This window comes from Streptomyces sp. Tu6071 (assembly GCF_000213055.1).
In the GTDB taxonomy this organism is placed as follows: Bacteria; Actinomycetota; Actinomycetes; order Streptomycetales; family Streptomycetaceae; genus Streptomyces; species Streptomyces evansiae.
In genome coordinates, this window is the sequence record NZ_CM001165.1 from 4,909,249 (window position 1) to 4,935,802 (window position 26,554).

Below are 26,554 nucleotides of genomic sequence, written 5' to 3' on the forward strand. Positions count from 1 at the left end.
ACGCCCTACCAGAAGGATGTTCCTTCACGGACGGGCGAAACCACGAGCCTAACAATTCAGACGCCAGAGCGGGAGGACATTCCTGGGGGACTTGTCCCGGGGGAAGGGCCCGCTGGTGGAGGGGCCGCGCGGCGCGCGGCCTAGTCGGCGTGGCAGCCGATCAGCTCGGCGGTCGTGCCGCGCGCGGTGGTGCGGAGGGTCACGACCTTGTCGACGCGCTGGGCGGACTGCGCGAAGCGGAAGTCGGCGCGGCCGACCTCGGCGCCGTCGGCGGCCTGCGAGCGGACGGTGCAGGTGCCGTGCGCGTCCTTCGCCTTGCGGACTTCGAGGTGCACCTTGACGTGCTGGTCCGAGGAGACGTCGAAGGAGATGACCTCGGCGCTCAGCTTCTGCCCGGCGATGTAGCTCCAGCCGAGCCAGCCCACGACCACGAGGAAGAGGACGCCGAGCACGGCGCCGGCGGTCTTGAGCTGCTTGTCGGTGCGCTTGTCGCGCCCGTAGCGGCTCGCGAACGCGCGGGCGGCGTCGGCGTCGGCCTCGGCCGTGCCGGGTGCGGTCGCCGTCATGATCGTCCCTTCGCCCGAGTCCTCGGTGCGTGTCGCCCGTGGCCACCGGTGGGCGCCGTCTCGCGCGGCGTGTTCCCGATGCGCGGAAGCCGGAATTTTCCGCTTGCCGGTTCCGTCACTATAGAAGCCCCTGCCCGGCCGGCCGGACCCCGCCCCCAGGCCGCGCGCGGCGGGATCAACGGCAGGATCGCGGTCGTCGCGACGAACACCTGAGGAACGAGTCTTGACTGAGAAGCTGCGCCTGATGGCCGTGCACGCCCACCCCGACGACGAGTCCAGCAAGGGCGCCGCCACGATGGCGAAGTACGTCGCGGAGGGGGTGGACGTGCTGGTCGTCACCTGCACCGGGGGCGAGCGCGGGTCCATCCTCAACCCGAAGCTCCAGGGTGACCCCTACATCGAGGAGAACATCCACGAGGTCCGCCGGAAGGAGATGGACGAGGCCCGCGAGATCCTCGGCGTCCAGCAGACGTGGCTCGGCTACGTCGACTCCGGCCTCCCCGAGGGCGACCCGCTGCCGCCGCTCCCGGAGGGCTGCTTCGGGCTCGTGGACGTCGAGGAGGCGGCCGGGCGGCTCGTGCGCGAGATCCGCTCCTTCCGCCCGCAGGTCGTCACGACCTACGACGAGAACGGGGGCTACCCGCACCCCGACCACATCATGACCCACAGGATCAGCATGGCGGCCTTCGACGGCGCGGCCGACGCGGAGCGCTTCCCCGAGGCGGAGTTCGGCCCCGTCTTCCAGCCCGCGAAGCTCTACTACAACCAGGGCTTCAACCGCCAGCGCACCGAGGCGCTGCACGAGGCGCTGCTCGCGCGCGGCCTGGAGTCCCCGTACGGCGACTGGCTCAAGCGCTGGGAGGAGTCGGAGCGCACCGAGCGCACGCTGACCACCTTCGTCCCGGCCGCCGACTACTTCGAGATCCGCGACAAGGCGCTCATCGCGCACGCCACGCAGATCGACCCGGACGGCGGCTGGTTCCGCATCCCGATGGAGATCCAGAAGGAGGTCTGGCCGACCGAGGACTTCGAGCTGGCGAAGTCTCTGGTCGAAACGTCCCTCCCCGAGGACGACCTCTTTGCGGGCATCCGTGACAATGGCTGAATGAGCGGAAGCGCGAGCGCAGGCCAGGCCATGATCCACTTCGTCCCCCTCGCCGAAGTCGACGCCGACAAGGTGACCCCCGGTCTCCTCGGCTTCGTCGTCTTCGCGGTCATGGCGGCGGGTGTCTGGGCCCTGATGAAGTCCATGAACCGCCACATGCGGAAGGTCGACTTCAAGGAGCCGGAGGACCCGTCGGCGACGGAGAACAACACGGCGGAGACCAGCACGACGAAGGCCGGCACGCCCGGCCGAGGCTGACCCGGCCCCCGGACCCGAGCCTCGACGCGAGCAGCGCGGGGCGGCGGGCCGGGGGCCGGGCGGCGGGGCCGGGTCGGCAGCGGGGCCGGGTGCGCCCGGCCGGACGGTCCGGGCGGCGGTTCCGGCGAGGCGGTACGCGGCGGGACGGGCGGTACGTGCCTGGGCGCCGCGCCGCGCCGTCGGCGTACCCGGCGAGGGCGCGGCCCGGGGTCTTGGCCCGGGGGTGCGGGTGCGCGCCCCCGCGCCCCGCACGCGCCTCCCCCTCACCACCCCGCCCGGTCCGCCTCCACGCCCATGACCTCCCGTGCGTGGCGGCCCGGGATCATGCCGAGGCGCCAGCCCTGCCAGCCGTCCTCGGGGACCGCGCCCCGGCCGAGCAGGAGCCGGTAGCCCTCCACGTATCCGCCGAGGGCTTCGTCGCGGGCCGGGTGGGGCGCCGCCGCGAGTGCGGTCAGTTCCTCCTCGGCCACCGCCGCGCCCACCTCGAAGCCGCCCGCCGACGCGTACGGCAGCAGCGAGGCGTGCAGGAAGCGCGCCCAGTCCCCGCCCCTGCGGTCCCCGTACGAGCCGAAGAGCCGGCCCGCCTCCTCGGCCAGCTCGACCGCCTGCGCGAGCCGCGCGTTGCCCGCGTCGATCACCGCCAGTTCGAGGCACGTCCACGCCTCGCCGTGCGCGAGCGCCATGCGCCGGAAGTCGGCGCGCGCGTCGACGAGGAGCTGGCGCGCGAAGCCGCTGTTGCGCAGCGAGCCCGTGCGGGCGGCGCGGTGGTCGCGCGTGAGGCGCGCCGAGTGGTGCCGGGAGCAGGCGAGCCCGTACACGTCCCGCATCCGCGAGAACATCGTGCGCGCCCGCTCCAGTTCGCGCAGCGCCGGGTCCCCGACGCCCTCCGCGTCGAGCGCCTGCCCCAGGTAGTACCGCGTCCACGCCTCGCCGCGCGCGTCCTCGTTCTCGCGGTGGCGGCTCAGCGCGGCGCGCAGCCCCTCGACGGCCGCCGCCGAGTCCCCGGCGACCAGCTCGGCGCGCGCGAGCTGGGTCAGTGCCCACGCCTCGCCGCGCCCGTCGCGCGTGCGCCCGTACAGCTCCAGCGCCTCCTGGAGCGAGTCCGAGGCCCGCGCGACCTCGTCGAGCCGCAGCCACACCTGGCCCAACTGGTAGTGCGCCCAGGCGAGTCCGTGCACGGACTCGTTGTCGCGGTGCAGGGCGAGCGATTCCCGCAGGAGCGTGAGCGCCTCGCCCGGGTATCCCCGGTCGCGCTCCACGGCGGCGAGCGCGTGGAGCGTCCAGCCCCGGTCGCCGCCGAGCGCGGGCCCGCTCTGGAGCGCCACCGCCTCGCGCAGCTTCTCGGCCGCCTCGGGCAGGCGCCCCTGGTGGTGCAGGGTGATGCCGAGCGAGCCGAGCGCGCGCGCCGTGCCGGGCTCGTTGCGCGCCTCGCGGTACAGGTCGACGACGGAGGCGAGCGTCGTACGGGCCGTGTCCAGCTCGCCGAGCTGCCGTGCCGCGATGCCCTTGCGCCACTGCACCGAGCGCCCGAGCAGCCCCTTGTCCACCGCCTCCGTCACCTCGCTGATCTCGCCCAGGCGGTAGAGGTCCCCGCGCAGCAGGCAGTAGTCGCACAGCGCGCCGAGCAGATCGAGCACCGCGCGCTGGTCGACCCCCTCCGCCTGCCGCAACGCCGCCGTGATGAAGCTGGATTCCTCGTCCAGCCACCCCAAGGCCGCCTCCAGCGAGGCGAATCCGTGCGGGCCGGGGGCGCCGACCCGCGTGGACGTCTTGCCGTCCACGAGCCGGATCACCGCGTCCGCCAGTTCGCCGTAGTCGACGATCAACCGCTCCAGCGCGGCGGTCCGCTCCGCCGCCTCCTCCTCGTCCGCGAGTCGCGTGCGCGCGAACGCCCTGACGACGTCGTGGAGCCGGTACCTGTCCCCGCGCACGTGGTCGACGAGCCCGGCCGCCGCCAGTTCGGCGAGCAGCCCCGTCGCCGTCCGCTCCGGCACGTCGAGCAGCGCCGCCGCCGCGCCCGCGCCGAGCGAGGCCCGGCCCGCGAGCGCGAGCCGCCGCAACAACCGCTGCCCCTCGGGCGCGAGGTCCGTGTACCGCAGCCACAGCGCCCGCTCCACCGGGGCGACGGGACCGTAGGCGGCGAGGTCGGCGACGAGGCCGCGCGGGGTGCGCGCCCCGAGCGCCGAGCCCGCGATCCGCAGCGCGAGCGGCAGCCCGCCGCACAACTCCCCGATCCCGTCCATCGCTTCGGCGTCGTACGGGCCGGTCAGCGGCCCCGCGCCCGCCCGTACGACCTCCTCCGCGCCCGCCGCTTCGAGCGCCCCCACCGGGAACTGGTGCACCCAGGCGCCGTCCTCCTCGGCCGAGTCGGCACCCGGATCGGTCAGGTCCAGCGGGGCGCGCGCCGTCACCAGGACGAGGCTGTCGGAGTGCTCGGGCAGCAGGGCCCGTACCTGCGCCGCGTCGGAGGCGTCGTCCAGGATCACCGCGACCGGCAGCCCGTGCAGGTGCTTGCGGTACAACTCCGTGAGCTTCCGCACCTGTTGCTCCGAAGAGCTGCGGTCCCGGAAGAGCAGTTGCTCGCGCGGGGCGCCGAGGCGGTTGAGCAGGTGCATGAGCGCGTCGCGGGTCGGGAGCGGCGGGGTGTCCGGGCTGCCGCCGCGCAGGTCCACGACGCAGGCGCCCTTGAACTGATCCCGCAGCGCGTGCGCGGCCCGTACCGCGAGCGTCGTCCGGCCGGCGCCCGGCTCCCCGTGCAGCACCACGACGACCGGTCGCGTCCGCGTCGCCGCCCGCGCCGCGCCCACGAGCCGCGCGATCTCCGCGAGTTCGGCCCGCCGCCCCGCGAACACCCCGTCCGCCTCCGGGAGGTGCGCGAAGGACTGCTCCAGCACCGAGCGGCGCCGCGCCGCGGCCCCGCGGTCCGTCGTCCGGACGAGCCCGGAGCGCCGCCCCGTGCTCCTGCCGCCCGTGCCCGCCGCCACGCTACGGGCCAGCAGGCGCTGTTGGTCGAGGTACGGGCGGATGCCCCGGACCTCCAGGGCCGTGAGCCACTGCAGGCGGGCCTGTTCGAGCCCGCCGGGCTGGCCCAGGGCCCCGGCCCGGTGGTGCGCGGCCGGCCAGTACCCGGCCGTCGCCTTCACGAAGGTCGTCGCCGCGCCCGCCACCGCGACCGTGGCACCGGCCCCGACGGCCGCCCCGACCCCCGTGCCCAGCACGACGTCCGCGACGAAGGCGGCGGCCGTCGCCGTCGCCGTGACGAGCAGCGGACCGCCGAGGGTGCGCGGCGAGAAGGCAGTGGAGATGCTGACCGCGCCCGCCGCCGCCTCGTCGAGCGCCGCCGTGTACGCCGCGTACTCCTCCGCCGCGGGAGCCGTCCACTCGTCCACTGCCGCCCTCGCCCGCCCGAGCAGCACGGTCGCGTCGAGCTTCCCGCCGCCGCGCCGCACCTCCTCGTCCACGGAACGCGTCAACAGCCGCTCCGCCTCCGCCCGATGCTCGGCCCGCAGCCCCGCCCGCCCCGCCGACTCCTGCGCCATGCCAGCCCCTTCCCGTCCCCCGTGTCTCCCCGGGACCTCTACCACGGTCGTCGCACACAGATGCGAGAACGGTTCCCGGAACTCGGGGTGATCGCACTTCCCGGTCGGTGGGGAGGGGGCTTTGGGGCGGTACGGGGCGCCGTGCCCCGTACGGAACGGCGGGCCGTCAGTCCGTGTACCCCACGGCCCGCAGCGCCTCCTCGACCTTCGCGCGGTGCCGCGCCTCCCAGTCGTCGAGCGACTGCGCCTCTTCCGCGGCCAGCCGCTCCCGTGCCGTGCGCAGCACCTCGGCCGCCCGCGCGGCCGGGGTCACGACGACGCCCTCCTCGTCCGCCACGACGAGGTCCCCCGCGCGTACGCCCACGCCCCCGCAGCGCACCTCCTCGCCGAGCGAGCCGAGCCCCTTCTTCGTACCGGGCACCGGCACAATGCCCCGCGCGTACACGGGGAATCCGGCCGCGCGCACCTCGCCGAGGTCGCGGATCACGCCGTCCACGACGAAACCGGCGATCCCGCGCCGCTGCGCCACGGCGCACACGTTCCCGCCCGCGAGCGCGTACTCCAGGTCCCCGGACTCCACGACGACGACCGAGCCCGGCGCGGCCCGGTAGATCGCCGCGTGCAGCATGAGGTTGTCGCCCGGCACGCACCGCACGGTGTACGCGGGCCCCGCGAGCCGCGGTCCGGGCCCCCACAGCGGCCGTATTCCGGCATCCATGACCTGCGCCCCGCCCAGCACCTCGGCCAGGGTGGTCGACGGCACCTCCCCGAACTCCGCGAACTCCCCGGACTCCTCGACGTCACTCATACGCGCGCTCCTTCTCGGTGTGGTCACCACGGATCATGCCACCGGCCCGAGCGGGGCCGTCCGCGGCTTCCGGGGGAGTGGAAGGCGCGGGGGTACGGGGACGCCGCGCCCCTGCCCGCCGCGCCTCGCCGTCGCGGTGCCCGGTCCGTCAGGGGCGGGGCTTCCTGCCCTCGGCGAGCATCGCGACGAACTTCTCGATCCGGGAGGCGCGGGTCTGCGGCCTCTTGGCGTCCTCGACGCGGTAGAGGATCGCGTAGCGGTTGCCGCTGTCGAGCGTGGCGAAGAACGCGGCGGCGGCGGGCACCGCGTCGAGCGCGGCCCGGAGGTCGTCGGGCACCACGGCCTTGCTCGGGCTCGCGTACGCCGCCGCCCAGCGGCCGTCCGCCTTGGCCCTCTCGACCTCGGCGAGACCGGACGCCCGCATCCGGCCCTCCTCGACGAGGCGGGCCACCTTGTCCCGGTTCACCTGGGACCACTTGCTGGTGGGTCGCCGCGGGCTGAAGCGCTGCAACCAGTGCCGCTCGTCCAGCTTCTTCTTGTGCCCGTCGATCCAGCCGAAGCACAGCGCCGACTCCAGCGCCGTGGCGTAGTCGACACCGACCAGCCCGGAGCCCTTCTTCGGGATGCGCAGCCACACCCCCGGGGCCACGGCGTGGTGCTGCTCCAGCCACTCCTCCCAGTCCGCCCGGGTGGCGAAGCCGAGAACCGGGTCCTGCGCGCTCGATGGTTCAGCCATGAACGGTATCCAAGGCCACCGGACGGGCACGGTCAACGGCCCGCCGAGGTGAGGGGGCCGAAGTCCTCCGGGCGGTGGCCGACCGGTACCCCGGCCAGCGCGCGGCGCGACCACCCCGGCGCGTCGGGGAGTAGTCGCGTCGAGGGGCGCGAACCCGTCGGGGCGCGGTCCCGTCGGGGCGCGGTCCCGCCGAGGGGAATTCCCGCCGCGGTGCCACGGGACCGCGCGCTTGGGGCATATGACATGTGGGGGCGTCACGGCAGCGGGGCGCGCCCGGAGTTGGCGGTCGGCAACGCGGGAGATGTCGTGCCGCTGCCCCGGCCCGAAGATGAGATTCCGGCTTCGGAACCTGTGGAGGGCATGTGGCGAGAACTATCGGATCGCTCCGGCGGACACTGTTCGCCCCACCGCTCGCGGAAGTCTCCTTCGCGCGACGCGGGTTTCCCCCGCTACCCGCCGACAGCCCCGCGGCCGGGCTCCAGGCGGTGCCCCGCGCCGTGGTCTGCGGTTTCGAGTGGGCCATCGAGGCCAAAGGGCTGGACGACCTGGCGCCCCGGCTGGAACTGGTCGACGTCGAGCAGCGCGGCTTCGCCTACGAGGGCGCGACGATGGCGTGCACCGTGCTGGACGCCATGGGGCGTCGCGGCGACCGCACCCGGACCCTGCTCCAGGGGCCCGGCCGTCCGCACGTCCTGCTGGCCTACATCGGCATCGGCTTCGCCATGGCGCGGCTGCCGCGCGTGCTGTGGAAGAAGGTGCTCCCCGACCTCCCCGGCCAGCCGTACCACCCCGTGATGAGCTGGCTGGCGGTGGACGGCTACGGCTTCGACCTCGCCTACTTCCACACCCGCCGCTGGGTGAAGGAGCAGCGGGTCCCGGCGGCCTACCCGTGGCAGGGCGCGCCCGAGTACTTCCCGCGCGCCGTGGACCAGGGCATCGGCCGGGCGCTGTGGTTCATCCACGGAGCCCGGCCTGAGCGGGTCGATGCCGCCGTACGTGCCTTCGCCGGTCACCGGCAGGCGGACCTGTGGAGCGGGGTCGGGCTCGCCGCCGCCTTCGCGGGCGGCTGCGACGCCGACGGCTTCGCGGCCCTGCGCCGGCTGGCGGGCGGCCACCGGCCCGAACTGGCCCAGGGCGCGGTCTTCGCGATCCGCGCCCGCGACCTGGCCGGGCACGTGCCCGCGCACACCACCCTCGCCGCCCGCGCCCTGACCGACCTCTCGGTCCCGGCGGCGGTCGCCCTGGCCGACGACTGCGCCGTCCGGGACGAGGCTCCGGGACCGGTCCCGGCCTACGAGCGCTGGAGAGGCGCGCTCAGCACCCGACTCGGCCCGCGCACCCACGACCGAACCTGAGGAGGAGAAGGCAGATGCCGCACATCACAGGACGGATCCGGCGACGGGTCCTGACACCGAAGGTCTCCGAGACGCTGCTGGAGAAACGCGGATTCCACCGCAAGGACCCGGAGTCCCAGCGCCTGCTGGAGACGGTCGGGGCACGGTTCCTGGAGGGGTACGGCCACGTGGTGGCCGCCTCCTCGACGGCCGAGGCCGAGGAGGGCCTGCGCCAGGTGCCGGACCAGTTCCGCGGCTTCGCCTACGAGGGCGCGGGCATGGGCGCCGCGATGCTCGACGGCATACCGGGCCTGGGCCGCGGCCATGTGCGCCGGCTGCTGGCCGGGGAGGGCGCCGCCCACGAGTACATGATCTACGTCGGCATCGGCTGGTCCATGGGACGGCTGCCGAAGTCCCTGTGGGCCGACATCGACGCCCTCGACCCGCTGCTGCGCTGGCTGGTGCTCGACGGCTACGGCTTCCACCAGGCGTACTTCCGCACGGAGCGCTACGTGCGTCAGCGCTACCGCGAGGCGCGCTTTCCCTGGCCCGCGCACGACCACCCGGAGTACGCGGGCAACGCGATCGACCAGGGCATCGGCCGGGCGCTGTGGTTCGTCTGCGGTACCGACACCGATCTCGTCGCCGACACCATCGGCACGTTCCCCGAGGCCCGCCGGTCCGACCTCTACGGGGGTGTCGGGCTGGCCGCCACGTACGCGGCCGGCTCCGGCGAGCGGGAGCTGACCGGGCTCGTCAAGCGGGCGGGCGAACACCGGGGTTCGCTCGCGCAGGGGAGCGCCTTCGCGGCGGAGGCCCGGCTGCGCGCCGGACTGCTCATGCCGCAGACCGCGCGGGCCACCCGTGTGCTGTGCGGCATGGAGCCCGAGGAGGCGGCGGCCATTACCCAGGACGTGCGCCCGCGCGGTGCGGCGACGGGCCCGCTCCCGGCGTACGAGGAGTGGCGCCGGGCGATCGCCGCCCGGATCACCGGCGGCGAAGAGGGGCTGCGGTGAGGGCCCCGGGGGTGCGCCTCGCGACACGCCGCAGGTCCGCCCGTCCCCGTACCGGCTACGCGTCCCCGCCGGTGCGGGCGCTTCCGTCCCTGCTCCGGCAACTCGCGGGCGACCGGCTGGCGATGATGACGGCGGCGGCCGGGTACGGCGATGCCGTGCGGCTCCCGATGGGCCCGAAGACGCTCTACTTCTTCAACCACCCGGACCACGCCAAGCACGTCCTGGCCGACAACGCCGCCAACTACCACAAGGGCATCGGGCTCGTGCAGGCCCGACGCGCGCTGGGGGACGGGCTGCTGACCAGTGAGGGCGAGCTGTGGCGACGGCAGCGCAAGGTCGTCCAGCCGGCCTTCCAGCACAAGCGGATCGCGGGGCAGGCCGATGCCGTCGCGCAGGAGGCCGCCGCCCTGGTCGCGCGGCTGCGCGCCCGCGCGGGGCACGGACCGGTGCGGCTGGATCAGGAACTGACGGGCCTGACCCTCGGCGTGCTGGGCCGCACGCTGCTCGCCTCCGACCTCGGCGGGTTCGACGGCCTCGGCCACGCCTTCGAGGCGGTCCAGGACCAGGCCATGTTCGAGATGGTGACGATGAACGCGGTGCCCACCTGGGTGCCGCTGCCCGGCCAGTTGCGCTTCCGGCACGCGCGCGCCCGCCTCCAGCACGTCGTGGAGCGGCTGACGGAGTCCGGGCACCCGAAGGGCGCCGACGCGGGGGACGGTACGGACGCGCTGTCGCGGCTCATCGCCTCGGTGGGCGAGGAGACCGACGCCTCGACCGGGCGCCGACGGCTGCGGGACGAACTGATCACGCTGCTGCTGGCCGGGCACGAGACCACCGCGTCGACGCTCGGCTGGACCTGCTACCTGATCGACCGGCACCCGGAGGTCCGCGAGCGCCTGCACGAGGAGGCCGTGGAGGTGCTCGGCGACCGGCTGCCCTCCTACGAGGACCTGCAGCGGCTGCCGTTCACGACGGCCACGGTGGAGGAGGTCATGCGGCTGTACCCGCCGGTGTGGATTCTGCCGCGGCAGGCGCAGGCCGACGACGAGATCGGGGGGCTCCACGTCCCGGCCGGAGCCGACGTCCTGGTCTCCCCGTTCACGCTGCACCGTCACCCCCGCTTCTGGGAGGCGCCGGAGCAGTTCCGCCCCGAGCGGTTCCTGCCGGGTGCCCGGGGCGACCGCCCCCGGTACGCGCACATCCCCTTCGGGGCCGGGCCGCGGGTCTGCGTGGGGAGCAGCCTGGGGCTCATGGAGGCGGTCTTCACGGTGGCGCTGCTCTGCCGCGAGCTGCGCCTGGAGAAGGTGCCGGGTCACCGGGTGGTGGCGCAGCCGATGCTCTCGCTGGGCATGAGGGACGGGCTGCCCGTGACGGTCCACCCCGTGCGGTGACCGCTCGCGGCGGGGCCGCCGGCCCCGCCGCACCACCACGTCATCCGGCAGCCCGGACGATGTCCGTCTCGAACGCCTTCGACCGCACGCGCTGCAGAGCCACCAGGATGGGGGGATCGAGAACGCGCATCTCGCGCAGCCGGAACGCGGTCGGGCTCACCGGTGCGTCGCGCCGTATCTCCAGCGGGCCGAGGGAACCCACATGAACCGCTTGGTCCTCCGTCAGGGCCTCGCATGCGTGCCCGGGAACGGAATGCCCCAGAAGAAACCACGTACCCGCGGGAACACCCGTGATTTCGAAAGGGCCGGGGAGAGGAAGCACGGTACAACTCACCGGCTTTCCCTCGGGCACCCTGGTGGGGAAAAGGCCGAGGAATATCAGCCCCAGATCCGCCCCCTCCGGTGCGGTTACGGAACCGCATACCGAACTCCCCGGACCGCTGTCCGTCTTTCTTGCGAGTTTCACCGAGTGGACGAACCCGTTGAATCGCCGGTAGTCAGAGGGTGAAATTCCGACGCTTGCGGAAAATCGAGAGCTGAAGGTGCCCACGCTGTTGTACCCGACGGTGTGGCTGATGGCTGTGACGGTCAGGTCCGTCGTCAGCAAGAGCCTCTTGGCCTCCCGGATGCGCATCGCCGAGAGGAAACGGCCTGGTGAGACGCCTGTGACGCGCTGGAACTCGCGGGAGAAGTGGAATTTGCTGTACATGGCAAATCCGGCGATGTCGTCGATGCTCAGCGGCTCCGAGAGGTTCTCCTGCATAACTTCGATGGATCGCTTCACAGCATCGACGATATTTGGCGCCGCACTCTTCCCGCTCTCCATTTACCCTCCCAGGGCAGTGAGAAAGCGATCAGGTCTGTTGAATTCGGCGCCATGGGGGTCACCGAACGATGTACGACCTGGAACGCTCACAGCGGAAATGGATATTAGCAGTACGGATCAGGCTCGAACAAGCATCCTTTATATGTTTCGAGGGCATAGACCAGGGGAATATATGGCCCCCCGGCGCACCTCCTGAAACAGCAATACCGGAGATGTTGCGAGCCTTCACGTGTTGGACTATCGACAGAGTCAATTTTCACCGGAACAATGCTCGCCAACTAATCCCCGGCCCAGAAGGAGTGGCTATGACATCAGTCCAACCCGGCGGAAGTCCGGACAGAAACATCACCCTGGAGGCGTTCGCCGACACCATCGTCCCGGGCGAGAAGCGCTCCGCCGACGACCGTGCCGTCGCCGGCGCCGCCCCCGGCCCCGGCGCGGTCGCCGCCGGGGCCCTCGAACTGCTGGAGACGCCCGCCACCGGGCTCGTCGACGCCCTGGACGACTACGTCCTCTCCCTGAACGGGCACGCCACCGGGCACGCCGAGCGGTACGGGCTGCGACTGGACACCGACGTCCCGCCCTTCGTCGCGCTCTCCCACGAGGAGCGCACCGCCCTCGTCGCCGCCCTCGTCGCCCCCGGGCACCCCGAGCGGGAGCTGTGGGTCCTGCTCGCGCTCTTCTGCAACATGGCCTTCGACACCGGAGCCCACCTGCACACGGCCGAGGCGATCGCCGCCGGGCACCCCGGCCTCTCCGCGATCGGCTTCTCCGCCCCCGACCCGGACGGCCTGTGGCGCTTCCCCGCCTTCTCGTACAACCGCCCCCTGGCCCGTCTCCACCCCGACACCGCACCCTCCGGGAGTCTGGCGTGAACAGTCCTCACAGCTCGGAACGCACCGATGTCCTCGTCGTGGGCAGCGGATTCGGCGGCGCCATCGCCGCCTACCACCTCGCCGCCGGCGGCGCGAAGGTGACCCTGCTGGAACGCGGGCCCTGGCTGGAGTCGCAGGACTTCGAGCACGACTTCCTCCTCGGCTCCTCGTACACCCGCATCTTCGACTTCGTCGTCGGCGACGGCATGAGCCTGCTCGGCGGCAACTGCGTCGGCGGCGGCAGCGTCGTCTACTTCGCCGCGATGCCCCGCGCCCCGCGCTTCGTGTTCGAACGCACCGGTTCCATCGGCCGCCGCATGTGGCCCTCCTCGCTCACCCGGGACACCCTCGATCCCTGGTACGACATGGTCAGCGAGGCGCTGCCGGTCACCACTCAGGACTGGAACGACGTCTCCTACGCGGGCGGGCTCTTCGCCGCCGCCTGCGACCACGCCGGGCGGACCGCGAACCCCGTCCCCACCGCCGTCGACAACAGCAAGTGCACCAACTGCAACTGGATGATGGCCGGCTGCCGGTTCGACGCCAAACGCTCCCTGCTGCTCAACTACCTGCCCGCGGCCCGCGCGTACGGCGCCGAGATACGCCCCCTGCACGAGGTGCAGAAACTCAGCCGGACCGACGACGGCGGCTACCGCGTCCACTACGCGACCGTCGACGAGAGCGACTACCGGGTGCACACCGGCAGCGGCACCATCGACGCGAAGCTCGTCGTCCTCGCCGCCGGGGCCGGGGCCACGCCCACGATCCTCCAGCGCTCCGAGGCCGACCTCGGCACCATGCCGCACGCCGTCGGCCGCTACTTCTCCGGCAACGGCGAGCGCCTCAACACGGCCGTCATCGACGAGGAGAAGGCCCGCGACCTCCTCGGCCTGGACCGCGGCGACAACACCGCCTACCTCGCCAACCAGATCGGCAAGGGCCCGGTCGTGGCGAGCTGGGACAACCTCGACGGGAACCTGCCCGAGCACTCCCGCTACTCCCTCGAACAGCTCTACTTCCCGCCCGGGTTCGGCACCATCCTCGCCCAGGTGCCCGACGCCGAGGGCCCCAGCTGGTTCGGCCCGCGGAAGAAGGAACTGGTCAAGCAGTGGCAGTCCTGGCTGACCATCTTCACCATGATCGAGGACGACAACGAGGGCGTGTTCGGCCCGCCCCCGCCCACCGGCAACGCCGTCCGCATCTCCCAGCAGATGCTCGGCCGCGGCTCCCTCCAGTACCGGCCCTCCGCCAACACCCAGCGCGCCTGGGCCGAATCGGACGCGGCCGTCAAGGACATCCTCGAACGCGACGGGCTCTCCCGCGTCATGCCCTGGACGAACGACGTCGTGGGCGCCTACACCGTCCACCCCCTGGCGTCCTGCCGCATCGGCGACGACCCCCACACCTCCGCCCTCGACGACCGCCACGAACTGCGTGGGCACCCCGGCATCTTCGTCACCGACGGCTCAGCCGTCCCCGGCGCCCTGACCGTGAACCCCGCGCTCACCATCTCGGCCCTCGCCGAACGCGCGATGCCCGGCATCGTCCAGGCGGCCCGCGACCGGGGCATCGACGTCACCTACGGCGCCCCCACCCCTGACGGCGGCACGGCCGCGCGCGCCGGGACGCGCCGCCAGCTTCCCTACCTGACCGGCAACTGACGCCCGCGCCCGCGCCAGGCAACCGACGCCCCGACAGGAAGAAGGCGCCTGATGTACCGCCTGCTCATGCGTAAGGCCGTGCGACGGTCGTCGACACGGATCCGGTACTTCGCCCCTCTCGCACCCGCCGACGCCCGGGGACTGGCGGCCGTCGTGCATGAGGAGACCGAACGCGACTTCGGGATGCTCGCGCCTCCCGTGGCCCTGCACACCCCCAGCCCCCCGCTCCTGGCCGCCACCTGGATCATGCTCCGCGAGACGCTCCTCGCCACCGGGCGGATGACACGCGGCGACAAGGAGGCGATCGCCTCCGCCGTCTCGCAGGCCAACTCCTGCCCCTACTGCGTCCAGGTCCACGGGACGGCGCTGCACGCGCTCCTCCCGGGCCCCGACTCCGCCGCCCTCGCCGGGGGAGCCGCCGACTCCGTGGCCGACCCGCGGCTGCGCGCCCTCGCCCGCTGGGCCGCCACCGGCCGGGAACCGGCTCCCCTCGACCCCGGCCACCTGCCGGAGGCCATCGGGACGGCCGCGACCTTCCACTACCTCAACCGCATGGTCAACATCTTCCTCGGCCCCCCGCCCATCCCCGCCGACGCGCCCGCCGCGGTGCGCCGGGTCGCCACCCTCCTCATGGGGCGCACCCTGCGGCAACACGCCCTCCGCCACCAGGAACCGGGCCGCTCGCTCGACCTCCTCCCCTCGGCCCCCCTCCCGCCCGACCTCCACTGGGCGCGGCGCACTCCCACCGTGGCCGGTGCCTTCGCCCGCGCCGCGGCGGCCATCGACGCCCCGGCCACCCCCGCCCTCACCCCGTCGGTCCGCGCCCTGCTCCACGAGCGGCTCGCGGTCTGGGACGGGACCCCACCGGGGCTCGCCACCACCTGGCTCGACACCGCTCTCGCCGAGCTGTCCCCCCAGGACCGCCCCGCGGGACGCCTCGTCCTGCTCACCGCCTTCGCCTCCTACCGGGTGGCGGAGCCGGCGGTGCTCCCCTTCCTCCGCCTCGGACGGACCCCCGACGACCTTCTCGCGCTGACCTCCTGGGCGGCCTTCACCACCGCCCGCCACGCCGCGACCCGTCTCACGGACGGTGAAACCGGTACCGATGCGGCGGGCACCGAAGACGCCACCGGCCGGACGGCACCCTCGGCGGTGGCACCCGAACCCGCCCCGGCCGGTCAGTGCCCCGTCCACCCGCGCACGTCACCCGAACCCGGCCCGGCACCCGACACGGGCGCCTCACCCGACACCGGCACCTCACCCGGCCCCGGCGCCTCACCCGACTCCGGAACCCCACCCGCCCCCGGCACCCCACCCGACCCCCGCACCCCACCCGACCCCGGACCGCCACCCCCGGAACCGACCGGCGGGCGGAAAAGGCGTTGAGCGACGCCCTCACGCTTTCGCCGTTTCGGAAAGCCTTCTTCTCCTGATTCCTCGCCCGCTTCATGACCGTTTCGAGTGAGCACCGGAAGAGAAGAGGAGGGCGATCGTCTCGCCACACAATGGGCAGCGCAGCGGAATTACCGGAAAGAGTGGAGGAATTCGCATGCTCAGGCAGAAGAACGTCCTGACGGATTTGACCGACGAAGGCAAGGAGATCGATGACCTGGTCGCGGGGCTGGACGCCGCCGGGTGGGAGAAAGCCACCCCCGCGGAGGGGTGGACGATCGCCCATCAGATCGCGCACCTGACGATGGTCTTCGCGCTGGCGGAGAAGGCCGCCGCCGACGCCCCGGCCTTCGAGGCCCACGTCTCCGGGCTCGGCCCGTCGTTCGACGCGGCGGTCCAGCGGGGGTTGCTGCCCTACCTCGCCGACGGCCCCGACAAGCTGCTGGAGCGCTGGCGAAGCCAGCGCGCCGCCACCGAGCGGGCGCTGTCCGCGCTCGAACCGGGGCACATCGTGCCGTGGCTGGTGCGGCCCATCCCCGCGGCGGTGCTCGCCGCCGCCGGGATGATGGAGACGTTCGCCCACGGTCAGGACGTCGCGGACGCGCTGGGCGTGCGGCGGACGTACACCGACCGGGTGTTCCACATCGCCCAGTTCGTGGTCACCACGTGGGAGTTCGGGTACCAGTCGCGTGAACTGACGCCTCCGGCGACCGGGTTCGGCTTCCGCCTGACGGCGCCCTCGGGCGAGGTGTGGGAGCTGGGGGCGGCGGACGCCCCCGAGCGCGTCGAGGGCCCGGCGGCCGACCTGTGCCTGCTCGCCACGCGACGCCGCCACCGCGCGGACCTCGCCCTGACCGCCACCGGCCCCGAGGCCGACCGGTGGCTCGACCTGGCGCAGGCGTACCGGGGCCCGGCGGGGCCCGGCCGGCGCCCGGGGCAGTTCGCCGCACCGGCCTGAGCACACGGAGCGGCGAGGACGGCGGAACGGGCCGGGGGCCCGGGGCGAACTGCCCCGGGCCCCCGGCCCGTTCGGTGGCGTAGCGGCCTCAGCCGGTGGGCGTGTTCTGGTACGCGGCCAGCCGCCAGTCGGCGCCTTCCCTGACGACGACCCAGGTGGCCCGGACGGCGCGCTCCGCCGACACCTTCTTCTCGCCGGGCAGCAGTACACCGCCCTCGGTGACGAGGACCGCGGAGTCCGGGCTGAGGAACTCGACCGATATCGGCTCACCGGTCACCCGCGTCCCCTTGTAGGGGCCGGCGAACGCCTCGGCCATGAATCCTTCGACGGCCTTGCGGCCCTTCTGGAAGGACCCGGGAAGGATCATCGTTCCTTTCTCGGTGAATACCGCGGCGAACTTCTTCGCGTCTTGGCTCGCCCACGCCGCGACAATGCGCTGCGGAACGGCCGCAGCGCCTTCCTGATCGGCGCGGCCGGAGCCGGTGGTGGTCGCCATATTCGTTTCTCCTTTGGGCTCGTTTTTTTGCGGTCCGCGACAGCGTGGCAGGATTCTCCGCACTCGGACAACTTTGACGATGCCGTGGCGGCGCACCCCGGACAAAGACCAAAGGTGCTCGCACGAAGAAGAGGAAAGCTGGGAATCAACTCCCGCGTGACCTCTCGTCTTTCTCTCTGATTGCCGTGTCGCGCATACGAAGGGGAATCTCCGTCCGCCCTGACCACCGGGGCGCTCCCCTTCCCTCCGCGCGGCGGGGCGCGGGCCGTGTGCGCGCGCCCGCCCCGTCGTGACCGGCACGCGCCCGCACCCTCGTGACCGGCGGACCCGGCGGCCTCGCACTGTCGAAGATGCCCGCGCGGGCGCCGCTTCCTAGCCTGGGTGGCGACCGCGTCCGAGGACGTGGCCGGGGAAAGCCCGGAGTATTCGTCCCTTGAAAGGCCGGTCCCCCGGCCGGAATTCCCGGCCCGCGCTTCCGCGCCGCGAGAGGCCGGCGACGGGCGCTGTCCGCGTGCCCCGGGCGATACATCGCGGATTCTTGTCCGCGGCGCATTCGGCTCCTCGCGGGCTCTCCGGACAGCACCCGTACGCCCCGGGCCGCGACTCCTCTCCGTGACCGCCGGGCAGCACGGAGAGAGATGCCCGGCAAGCGGCCCGGACCGCATGGTGATCCGAGAATGCAACGGAATTGCCCCGTCGTCCCCCGTGTCCGTCGAGAAAGGGGAAACCCGTGACTCCAGCCCGCCGCATCCGCAGAATGGTGCCGGGATTGGTAATGATCCTTGTCGCCGCGCTGCTTTTCACCGCCACTCGTGTCTCGGTAGCCGCACCGGACGGGCAGGAGGTCGCGAAGAAATACGGCTTCAAGGAAATGCCCATCGCGATGCCGCCGGGCTACGACCGGCTGCCCAAGCACAGTGTCCGCACGGTCAACCCGGCCTACGAGAAGATCCGTTCCTGGATCTCGTCGGTCGGCGCGGCCATCGCGATCAACGATGTCACCGGGCACGGGCGGCCCAACGGCATGTGCATCGTCGACACGCGCACCAACCGCATGGTCGTCACGTACACGCCCACCGCCCCGGCCGCCGACCGCTTCACCCCGTTCAGCCTCGACGCCGCCCCGCTGCCCATGGACAACACGATGGCGCCGACCGGCTGCACCTTCGGGGACTTCAACGGCGACGGGCGCATGGACATGCTCGCCACCTACTGGGGCCGCACCCCGATCGTGTTCCTGGCCCGCGCCGACGCGAAGACGCCCTCGCCGCGCGCCTACACCCCCCGCGAGCTGGTGCCCTCCGAGTCGAAGGACGGCAAGTACCACGGACCGCGCTGGAACACGGACGCCGCCTACGTCGGCGACCTCGACGGCGACGGCCACCCCGACATCGTCATCGGCAACTACTTCCCGGACTCCGACGTGCTCGACCCGCACGGGCTGAAGAACGTGGTCATGAACGACACGCTCTCCAACTCCCGGAACGCCGGTGGCGACCACGTGCTGCGCTGGACCGGGTCCACGACCGGGAACGACCCGACCGTCTCGTACACCCAGGAGCGGAAGGCGATCCCGTACCACTCCTCGACCGGCTGGACGCTCGCGATCTCCGGCGCCGACCTCACCGGTGACGGCCGTCACGAGCTGTACATCGCCAACGACTTCGGCCACGACCACCTGCTGTACAACCGCTCCGAGCCCGGCACGATCCGCTTCACCGAGACGAAGGGGAAGCGCACCCCGAGCACCCCCAAGTCGTTCGTGCTCGGCAACGGTTCCTTCAAGGGCATGGGCGTCGACTTCGCCGACCTCGACGGCACCGGCCGCTTCGACATGATCGTCAGCAACATCACGGTCGCCTGGGGCCTGGAGGAATCGAACTTCGTCTGGAAGAACGAAGCCGCCGACGAGTCCGAGATGCGCCGCAAACTGGCCGCCGGAGAGGCGCCGTTCACCCAGAAGGCCCGCGAGTACCGCATGGCCTGGACCGGCTGGGGCTGGGACGTCAAGATGGGCGACTTCCGCAACGAGGGCAAGCAGGCGGTCATCCAGACCGACGGCTTCGTCAAGGGCAAGATCGACCGCTGGCCCTGGCTCCAGGAGATGGCCACGGCCAACGACCTGCTGCTCCAGAACCCGGCGATGTGGCCCAACGTCCAGCCCGGCGACGACATCGCCGGCCACGAGGCGCTGGCCTTCTACGCCCGTACGCCCAACGGGAAGTACGCCAACATCAGCGAGGACCTCGGCCTCGCCGTCAAGACCCCCACCCGCGCCGTCGCCACCGGCGACACCACCGGCACCGGCGCGCTCGACTTCGCCGTGGCCCGCCAGTGGGGCCCGCCCGCCTTCTACGCCAACACGGCGCCCGACCGCGGCAACTACCTGAACCTCGACCTGCTGCGCCCGGCCACCGGCAACACCGACGACGGCGCGGGCACCCCCGCCTACGGCGCCTCGGTGCGCGCCACCACCCCCTCCGGCAAGCAGATCGCCCAGCTCGACGGGGGCGGCGGCCACGGCGGCTTCCGCAGCTTCGACGTCCGTTTCGGGCTCGGCTCCTACGACGGCCCGGTGACGCTCGAACTGCAGTGGCTCGACACCCACGGCGGCCTCCACAAGGAGAAGCGCCGCCTCGAACCCGGCAGCCACACCCTGATGCTCGCCGACGACGTCCAGGAGGTACCGAACCGATGACCGCGACGGTCACCCAGCGCCCCACGGGGCCCACGGGGCCCACGGCCCAGGCCGGCGCCCCCGGCGCCGCCCCCAAACCCGACGCGCGCTACATCGCGCTCCGCAACTTCGCCATATCGATCAGCGTCCTCAACGTCTTCGGCTACACCCTGCTCGGCTTCGAGCAGCCGTGGCTCTGGCCGATCCTCGCCGTCCTCACCGGCTACGCGACCGAGATGGGCCTCGAACTCGTGAGCGCCTGGTCCCGGGGGCACGCGCCGCGCTTCACGGGCCGCGGCGCCCGGGGCGTGTACGAGTTCCTGCTGCCCTCGCACATCACCGCGCTCGCCGTCTCGATGCTCACCTACGGCAACGACCTGCTGTGGCCGGTGCTGTTCGGCGTGGTCATCGGCGTCGGCGGCAAGCACGTCCTCCAGGCCCCGATCAACGGCCGGATGCGGCACTTCATGAACCCCTCCAACCTCGGCATCACCGTCTCGCTGCTGTGCTTCGGCTCCTGGTTCAGCATCGCGCCGCCCTACCAGTTCACCGAGAACGCCAACAACTTCTTCCGCATGGGCATCCCGCTGATCATCGCGACGGCGGGGACCGTGATCAACGGCGTGCTGACCAAGCGCGTGGCGCTCATCGTGGGGTGGCTCGGCGGCTTCGTCATCCAGGCGGTGATCCGCCACTTCGTGTGGGACGTCGCGGTCTACTCGGCCGTCGGCACGATGAGCGGGGTGGCCTTCGTGCTCTTCACCAACTACATGATCAGCGACCCGGGCACGACGCCCGGCCGCCCCCGCAACCAGTTCATGTTCGGCGCGGGAGTGGCCACGGTCTACGGCGTGCTGATGGTGTTCAACGTCGTCTACACGCTGTTCTTCGCCACGTCGATCGTCTGCGCGCTGCGCGGCATCGGCTGGTGGGTCGCGCATCTGATGCGACGGCGCCGCGAGAGCGCCGCCGCCACGGCAAGCCTCCCCGGCACCGACACCGGGCAGGCGAAGGCGGTGACCGCATGACCACGGAACCCGAACGCATCGCTGTCGTCGGTATCGCCTGCCGGTACCCCGACGCCGACTCCCCCGAGGAGCTGTGGCAGAACGTCCTCGCCGGACGGCGCGCCTTCCGCCGCCTCCCCGACGAGCGGATGCGCCGCGAGGACTACTACTCGCCCGACCCGGCCGCGCCCGACCGCCACTACGCGCAGAAGGCGGCCGTCCTGGAGGGCTTCGAGTTCGACCGCGTCAAGCACCGGATCGCCGGTTCCACGTTCCGCTCCACGGACATGACGCACTGGCTCGCCCTGGACACCGTCGGCCGGGCCCTGGCCGACGCGGGGTATCCGGACGGCAAGGGACTGCCTTCCGCCGGCACCGGGGTCGTCATCGGCAACAGCCTCACCGGCGAGTTCAGCCGGGCCAACCTCATGCGGCTCCGCTGGCCGTACGTACGCCGTACCGTCGGCGCCGCGCTGCGCGAACAGGGCTGGGAGGACGAGCAACTCGCCGCGTTCCTGGGGAGCCTGGAGGACCGTTACAAGTCCCCCTTCCCGCCCATCGACGAGGACAGCCTCGCCGGGGGCCTCGCCAACACCATCGCCGGGCGCATCTGCAACCACTTCGACCTGGGCGGCGGCGGCTTCACCGTCGACGGCGCCTGCTCCTCCTCGCTGCTGTCCGTCGCCACCGCGTGCGACGGGCTGGGCGCCGGACATCTGGACGTCGCGATCGCCGGGGGCGTGGACCTGAGCATCGACCCGTTCGAGGTGATCGGCTTCGCCAAGACGGGCGCCCTGGCCACGAGCGAGATGCGGGTCTACGACCGCGGCTCCAACGGCTTCTGGCCGGGGGAGGGCTGCGGCGCCGTGGTGCTCATGCGGGACGCCGACGCGCGTGCGCAGGGGCGGTTCCGCTACGCGACGATCGCCGGCTGGGGGTACTCCTCCGACGGTCGCGGCGGCATCACCCGTCCCGAGGCGGCCGGGCACCGCCTCGCCCTCGAACGCGCCTACCACAGGGCCGGGTTCGGCCTGGAGACCGTCCCCTACTTGGAAGGCCACGGCACCGGCACCGCCGTCGGCGACAGCACCGAGCTGCGCGCCTTCTCCGAGGCGCGCCGCGCCGCCGACCCCGAGGCACCGCCCGCGGCGCTGACCAGCGTCAAGGGCAACCTCGGCCACACCAAGGCGGCGGCGGGCATCGCCGGACTGCTCAAGGCCGTGCTGACCGTCCGCCACCAGATCATCCCCCCGGCGACCGGCCACTACGACCCGCACCCCGAACTCGCCGGTGAGCGGCCCGCGCTGCGCGTGCCCACCGAGGCCGAGCCGTGGCCCGAGGCCGCACCCGTACGGGCCGGGGTGTCCTCGATGGGCTTCGGCGGCATCAACGCCCACGTCGTCGTCGAGCACGCCGACGGCGTGCGCCGCACCGCGCTGCCCCGGTCCGTGGTCCGCCTGGTGCGCTCCCGGCAGGACTGCGAACTGCTGCTCGTCGACGCCGACGACACCGACGCGCTGCGCGAACGCCTCGCCGGCCTCGCCGCGCTCGCCGGACGTCTCTCCTACGCCGAACTCGGCGACCTGGCCGCCACACTCCAGGCCGAACTCGCCGGCCGGCCCCTGCACGCCGCCGTCGTCGCGTCCTCCCCGGAGCAGGCGGAGGAGCGTCTCCTCGGGCTGCTCCATCGCGTCGACGGCGGTGCCGACTCCCTCCTCGAACCGGCCGCCGGGCTGTTCCTCGGCGGCCGGTCCGCGAGGGAGCCCCGCATCGGGTTCCTCTTCCCGGGCCAGGGCGCGGGCCGCCGCGCCGACGGCGGAGCACTGCGCCGCCGCTTCGCCGAGGTCGACGACCTCTACCGCGAGCACCGGCTCCCGGCCGACGGCGACCAGGTGGCCACGGAGGTCGCCCAGCCCCGTATCGTCACCGCGTCCGTCGCGGGCCTGCGGGTCCTGGACGCCCTCGGCATCGAGGCCACCGCCGCCGCCGGGCACAGCCTCGGCGAGCTGACCGCGCTGCACTGGGGCGGGGCGATGGACGAGGCCGGGCTGCTGCGGCTGGCCGCGACCCGGGGCCGCGTCATGGCACGCGCCAGCGACGGGGGAGGCACCATGGCGGGCATCGCCGCGGGGCCCGACGACGTCGCACCGCTCCTCGCCGGGGAACCCGTCGTGATCGCCGGATACAACAGCCCCCAGCAGACCGTGGTCTCGGGGCCCGCCGCCGTCGTCGAGCGCGTGTGCGCACGCGCGACCGAGCGGGGGATCACGGCGCAGCGCATCAACGTCTCGCACGCCTTCCACTCGCCCGCCGTCGCCCCCGCCGCGCGGGCCTTCGCCGAAGAGCTCGCGGACGAGGAGTTCCAGCCCCTCACACGCCAGGTGGTCTCCACCGTCACGGGCGGCGCGCTCGCGGAGGACGCCGACACGGCGGAGCTGCTCACCCGGCAGGTCCTCGCGCCGGTCCGGTTCGCCGAGGCCGTCACCGAGGTGGCGCGCCGCAGCGATCTGCTGCTGGAGGTCGGGCCGGGCCGCATCCTGAGCGGGCTCGCGGCGCAGACCGCGGACGTTCCCGTGCTCGCCCTGGACACGGACGGCACGTCGCTCGCCGGGCTCCTGAACGCGGTGGCCGCCGCCTGGACCCTCGGCGCGCGGGTCCGTCTCGACGAGCTGTTCCGCGACCGGTTCACCCGGCCTCTCCCGCTGGACAAGGAGTTCCGCTTCCTCGCCAACCCCTGCGAGTCGGCCCCCGAGGGCGACCTCCCCGCACAGGAGGCCCGCGCCACCGCGGTGGCCGCGACCCCCGTACCGGACGCCTCCCCGGCCGGGACGGGGGAGCCGGAACAGGACGCGGACACCCTCGGCGTACTGCTGCGCCTCTCGGCCGCGCGCGCCGAGCTGCCGCTCTCCGCCCTCACGCCCGAGACGAACCCCCTGGACGAGCTGCACCTCAGCTCGATCACCGTCGGGCAGATCATGAACGAGGCGGCCCGCGAACTCGGGATCGACGCGCCCGCCACCACCTCGGCGTTCGCCACCTCCACCCTGCGGGAGCTGGCCGGTCTGCTGGACGAGCTGTCGGACACGGAGCTGCCGCGCGAGACCGGTCGGCCCGACGCCGTGGCGGGCGTCGCCCCTTGGGTGCGCGCCTTCGCCGTGGACCTGGTGGACGCCGGACCCCCGGCGGCACCGAGCCCGGCGGAGCCCGCGCGCGGCGCCGCGCTCCCGGAGGCCCCGCCGCTGTCCGGGGCCGCCGCGCCCCGTACGGCCCCCGGGGAGTGGACCGTCCTCGCCACGGACGGCCATCCCCTGGCGGAACCCCTGGCCGAACGCCTCCGCGCCGCGGGGCTGGGCGGTGGCGTCCTGCTCTGCCTCCCGACCGACTGCGACGAGGAGCACGTCGCGCTGATGCTCTCCGCCGCGCGGGCCGCGCTCGCGCCCTCCGCTCCGGCCGCGCGCTTCGTCGCGGTCGGCGACCGCCGGGGTGCCGCCGGGCTGGCGAAGACCCTGCACCTGGAGGCCCCTTCCGTCGCCACCACGGTGGTCACCCTTCCCTTGCACGTCCCCGACACCGGCCACCTCGCTTCGCGCGTCGTCGCGGACGTCGCCGCGACCACCGGGTTCAGCGAGGTGCACTACGACGCCGAGGGCGTACGCCGCGTCCCGGTACTGCGCGCGCTGGCCCCGGAGGCCGCCGAACCCGGGCCGCTGCCGCTCGCCCCCGACGACGTCCTCCTCGTGACGGGCGGGGGCAAGGGCATCACCGCGGAGTGCGCCCTCGACCTGGCCCGCGGCAGCGGGTGCGCCATCGGCCTGCTGGGCCGCTCCGACCCCGAGACCGACCGCGAACTCGCCGCCAACCTCGGGCGCATGGCCGCCGCGGGCGTCCGCTTCCGCTACGTCCGCGCCGACGTCACCTCGACCGGCGACGTCAAGGCGGCCGTCCAGCGGGTCCGCGAGGACCTGGGACCCGTGACGGCCGTCCTGCACGGCGCGGGGCGCAACGAGCCGCGCGCGCTCGCCGACCTCGACGAGGCGGGCTTCCGCCGCACCCTGGCCGTCAAGATCGCCGGTCTGGAGGCGGTGCTCGCGGCCGTCGATCCGGCGGAACTGCGGCTGCTCGTCACCTTCGGCAGCATCATCGGCCGCGCGGGACTGCGGGGCGAGGCCGACTACGCCGTCGCCAACGACTGGATGACCGACCTCGTCGCCCGGCTGCGCGAGGACCTCCCCGGCTGCCGCTGCGTGGCACTGGAGTGGTCGGTGTGGGCGGGCGCCGGGATGGGGGAGCGGCTCGGTGTGCTGGAGTCGCTGATCCGCGAGGGCATCGCGCCGATCCCGGCCGACGACGGCATCGCCATGCTCCGCCACGTGCTCGCCGACCCGGACACCCCGGACACCCTGGTGGTCATGGGCAGCACGAGCGGCCTCCCGACGCTCACCCTCGGGCAGCCGGATCTGCCCCTGCGCCGCTTCACCGAACGCGTGCGGGTCCACGTACCGGGCGTCGAACTCGTCGCCGACTCCGAGCTGTCCGCCGCCACCGACCCCTACCTCGCCGACCACCTCCTCGACGGTGTGCTGCTGCTCCCGGCCGTGCTCGGCATGGAGGCCATGGCCCAGGCCGCCGCCGCGCTCACGGGGCGGGACACGCCGCCGGTGCTGGAGCGGGCGGAGTTCCTGCGCCCGGTCGCCGTGCCCCCCGACGGCGCCACGACGATCCGCGTCGCGGTCCTCACCACCGGGCCCGGTACCGTCCGCGCCGTCATCCGCAGCGGCGAGACGGACTTCCGCGCCGACCACTTCCGCGCCGACCTGCGCTACGGACCGCGCGAGCCGCTGCCGGAGGGCCCGCCGGTCCCGCCGGGCGTCGCGCCCGCGCTGGACCCGGCCAGCGACATGTACGGGCCGGTCCTCTTCCAGGGGACCCGGTTCCAGCGGCTGGCGGGCTACCGGCACCTGGCCGCCAAGGAGTGCGTCGCGGAGATCACCACCCGGGCGGACCTGCCGTGGTTCGCCGGGTACCTCCCCTCCGGCCTGGTCCTGGCCGACCCCGGCACCCGGGACGCCCTCATGCACACCATCCAGGCGTGCGTGCCGGACGCGACCCTGCTCCCGGTCGGCGTCGCCCGGCTGCACCTCGCCGACCCCGAGGCGGCCTCGCGCACCGACCGCGTCGTCCTGCACGCCCGGGAGCGCTCGCGCGACGGCGACACCTACGTCTACGACCTCGACGTCCGCGACGAGGGCGGCGACCTCGTCGAACGCTGGGAGGGCCTGGAGCTGCGCGCCGTCCGCAAGCTGGACGGCTACGGGCCCTGGGAGCCGGCGCTGCTCGGCCCCTACCTGGAGCGCCGCCTCGAAGCGGTGCTGCCCGCCCCCGTGCGGTGCGCCGTGCTGCCCGGCTCCGCCGAGGGCGTCGAGGCCCGCCGGGCCCGTACCGCTCACGCCCTCGGCCAGGCGCTGGCCCGCCCGGTGACGCTGCGCCACCGCCCCGACGGTCGTCCCGAGGTCGACGGCGGCCCCGCCGTCTCCGCCTCGCACGGCGCGGGTGTGACCTTCGCGGTCGCGGCGGAGCGGGTCGTGGCCTGCGACGTGCAGAGCGTCGACGAGCGCTCCGCCGCCGACTGGGAGGGGCTGCTCGGGGCCGAGGGATTCGCGCTGGCCCGGCTGCTCGTGGCCGACCGGGGCGAGGACCTGTCGCTCGCCGCCTCGCGCGTCTGGGGCGCGGTCGAGTGCCTGCGCAAGAACGGGCACGCGCGGGTGGAGCTGACCGTCGACGCGGCACCGGCGGAGGAGCGGTGGGTGGTCCTCCGCTCCGGCGGTGCCCGGATCGCCACCGTCGCGGCGCTGCTGCGCGACGCCCCGCGGCCCGCGCTCTTCGCGGTCATGACGGAAGGGAACGGCTGA

18 protein-coding genes are annotated in these 26,554 nt (G+C 73.5%); 12 read left to right on the forward strand and 6 right to left on the reverse strand.

Features of this window, described 5'->3' with window-relative positions:
* Positions 1 to 140: 140 nt before the first annotated feature.
* Positions 141 to 566, reverse strand: a complete 426-nt coding sequence (locus STTU_RS20690) for a DUF4307 domain-containing protein (RefSeq protein WP_007826396.1) — start codon at positions 564 to 566, stop codon at positions 141 to 143.
* Between the two features lie 223 nt (positions 567 to 789).
* Between STTU_RS20690 and mca the strand changes: the two genes are divergently transcribed.
* Entirely contained in the window at positions 790 to 1,671 is an 882-nt protein-coding gene (mca, locus tag STTU_RS20695) for a mycothiol conjugate amidase Mca (protein WP_009065874.1), read from the forward strand.
* A complete protein-coding gene (locus tag STTU_RS20700; RefSeq protein WP_199785031.1) occupies positions 1,672 to 1,929 on the forward strand; it encodes a hypothetical protein in 258 nt (85 codons plus the stop codon).
* Positions 1,930 to 2,192: 263 nt separating this feature from the next.
* Here the strand turns inward: STTU_RS20700 and STTU_RS20705 are convergent, their stop codons facing one another.
* The 3 genes from STTU_RS20705 to STTU_RS20715 all read right to left on the reverse strand — a co-directional run bounded on the left by STTU_RS20705 (position 2,193) and on the right by STTU_RS20715 (position 7,012).
* The gene (locus STTU_RS20705; RefSeq protein ID WP_007826399.1) at positions 2,193 to 5,468 is read right to left on the reverse strand and encodes a tetratricopeptide repeat protein; all 3,276 of its coding nucleotides are present in this window, start codon (positions 5,466 to 5,468) and stop codon (positions 2,193 to 2,195) included.
* 166 nt (positions 5,469 to 5,634) lie between these two features.
* Positions 5,635 to 6,276 carry an RraA family protein gene (locus STTU_RS20710; protein WP_007826400.1) on the reverse strand — a complete coding sequence of 214 codons (642 nt, stop codon included), beginning with the start codon at positions 6,274 to 6,276 and terminating at the stop codon, positions 5,635 to 5,637.
* 148 nt (positions 6,277 to 6,424) lie between these two features.
* The gene (locus STTU_RS20715; RefSeq protein WP_007826401.1) at positions 6,425 to 7,012 is read right to left on the reverse strand and encodes a YdeI/OmpD-associated family protein; all 588 of its coding nucleotides are present in this window, start codon (positions 7,010 to 7,012) and stop codon (positions 6,425 to 6,427) included.
* A 362-nt stretch (positions 7,013 to 7,374) separates the two neighbouring features.
* On the opposite strand from STTU_RS20715, the gene STTU_RS20720 reads away from it, so the two are divergent.
* From STTU_RS20720 to STTU_RS20730, 3 genes are all read left to right on the forward strand, one after another.
* Positions 7,375 to 8,367: a DUF1702 family protein gene (locus STTU_RS20720; RefSeq protein WP_078519015.1), complete on the forward strand. Its 993-nt coding sequence runs from the start codon at positions 7,375 to 7,377 to the stop codon at positions 8,365 to 8,367.
* Positions 8,368 to 8,381: 14 nt separating this feature from the next.
* A complete protein-coding gene (locus STTU_RS20725) occupies positions 8,382 to 9,362 on the forward strand; it encodes a DUF1702 family protein (protein ID WP_007826404.1) in 981 nt (326 codons plus the stop codon).
* 122 nt (positions 9,363 to 9,484) lie between these two features.
* Positions 9,485 to 10,753 (forward strand): cytochrome P450, encoded by a 1,269-nt coding sequence (locus tag STTU_RS20730; RefSeq protein WP_043257585.1) that lies wholly within the window; start codon positions 9,485 to 9,487, stop codon positions 10,751 to 10,753.
* Between the two features lie 40 nt (positions 10,754 to 10,793).
* On the opposite strand, the gene STTU_RS20735 is transcribed toward STTU_RS20730, so the two are convergent.
* A complete protein-coding gene (locus STTU_RS20735) occupies positions 10,794 to 11,516 on the reverse strand; it encodes a helix-turn-helix transcriptional regulator (protein ID WP_007826407.1) in 723 nt (240 codons plus the stop codon).
* 368 nt (positions 11,517 to 11,884) lie between these two features.
* On the opposite strand from STTU_RS20735, the gene STTU_RS20740 reads away from it, so the two are divergent.
* From STTU_RS20740 to STTU_RS20755, 4 genes are all read left to right on the forward strand, one after another.
* The gene (locus STTU_RS20740) at positions 11,885 to 12,454 is read left to right on the forward strand and encodes a DUF5987 family protein (RefSeq protein ID WP_007826410.1); all 570 of its coding nucleotides are present in this window, start codon (positions 11,885 to 11,887) and stop codon (positions 12,452 to 12,454) included.
* Positions 12,451 to 14,115 carry an FAD-dependent oxidoreductase gene (locus STTU_RS20745; protein WP_043255847.1) on the forward strand — a complete coding sequence of 555 codons (1,665 nt, stop codon included), beginning with the start codon at positions 12,451 to 12,453 and terminating at the stop codon, positions 14,113 to 14,115. The genes STTU_RS20740 and STTU_RS20745 overlap by 4 nt, the downstream gene beginning before the upstream one ends.
* 153 nt (positions 14,116 to 14,268) lie before the next feature.
* Positions 14,269 to 15,501: a carboxymuconolactone decarboxylase family protein gene (locus tag STTU_RS20750; RefSeq protein WP_234019280.1), complete on the forward strand. Its 1,233-nt coding sequence runs from the start codon at positions 14,269 to 14,271 to the stop codon at positions 15,499 to 15,501.
* A 163-nt stretch (positions 15,502 to 15,664) separates the two neighbouring features.
* A complete protein-coding gene (locus STTU_RS20755) occupies positions 15,665 to 16,465 on the forward strand; it encodes a TIGR03084 family metal-binding protein (RefSeq protein WP_007826416.1) in 801 nt (266 codons plus the stop codon).
* An 88-nt stretch (positions 16,466 to 16,553) separates the two neighbouring features.
* On the opposite strand, the gene STTU_RS20760 is transcribed toward STTU_RS20755, so the two are convergent.
* On the reverse strand, positions 16,554 to 16,961 hold the full coding sequence (locus tag STTU_RS20760) for an SgcJ/EcaC family oxidoreductase (RefSeq protein WP_007826418.1): 408 nt from the start codon (positions 16,959 to 16,961) through the stop codon (positions 16,554 to 16,556).
* Positions 16,962 to 17,736: 775 nt separating this feature from the next.
* Here STTU_RS20760 and STTU_RS20765 point away from each other — a divergent pair.
* Genes STTU_RS20765 through STTU_RS20775 form a run of 3 tightly spaced genes read left to right on the forward strand, consistent with a single transcriptional unit; the run spans position 17,737 to position 26,554 of the window.
* A complete protein-coding gene (locus STTU_RS20765; protein WP_007826422.1) occupies positions 17,737 to 19,659 on the forward strand; it encodes a CRTAC1 family protein in 1,923 nt (640 codons plus the stop codon).
* Entirely contained in the window at positions 19,656 to 20,666 is a 1,011-nt protein-coding gene (locus STTU_RS20770) for a hypothetical protein (RefSeq protein ID WP_043255850.1), read from the forward strand. Before STTU_RS20765 ends, STTU_RS20770 begins: the two co-directional genes overlap by 4 nt.
* On the forward strand, positions 20,663 to 26,554 hold the full coding sequence (locus tag STTU_RS20775; RefSeq protein WP_078519016.1) for a type I polyketide synthase: 5,892 nt from the start codon (positions 20,663 to 20,665) through the stop codon (positions 26,552 to 26,554). Before STTU_RS20770 ends, STTU_RS20775 begins: the two co-directional genes overlap by 4 nt.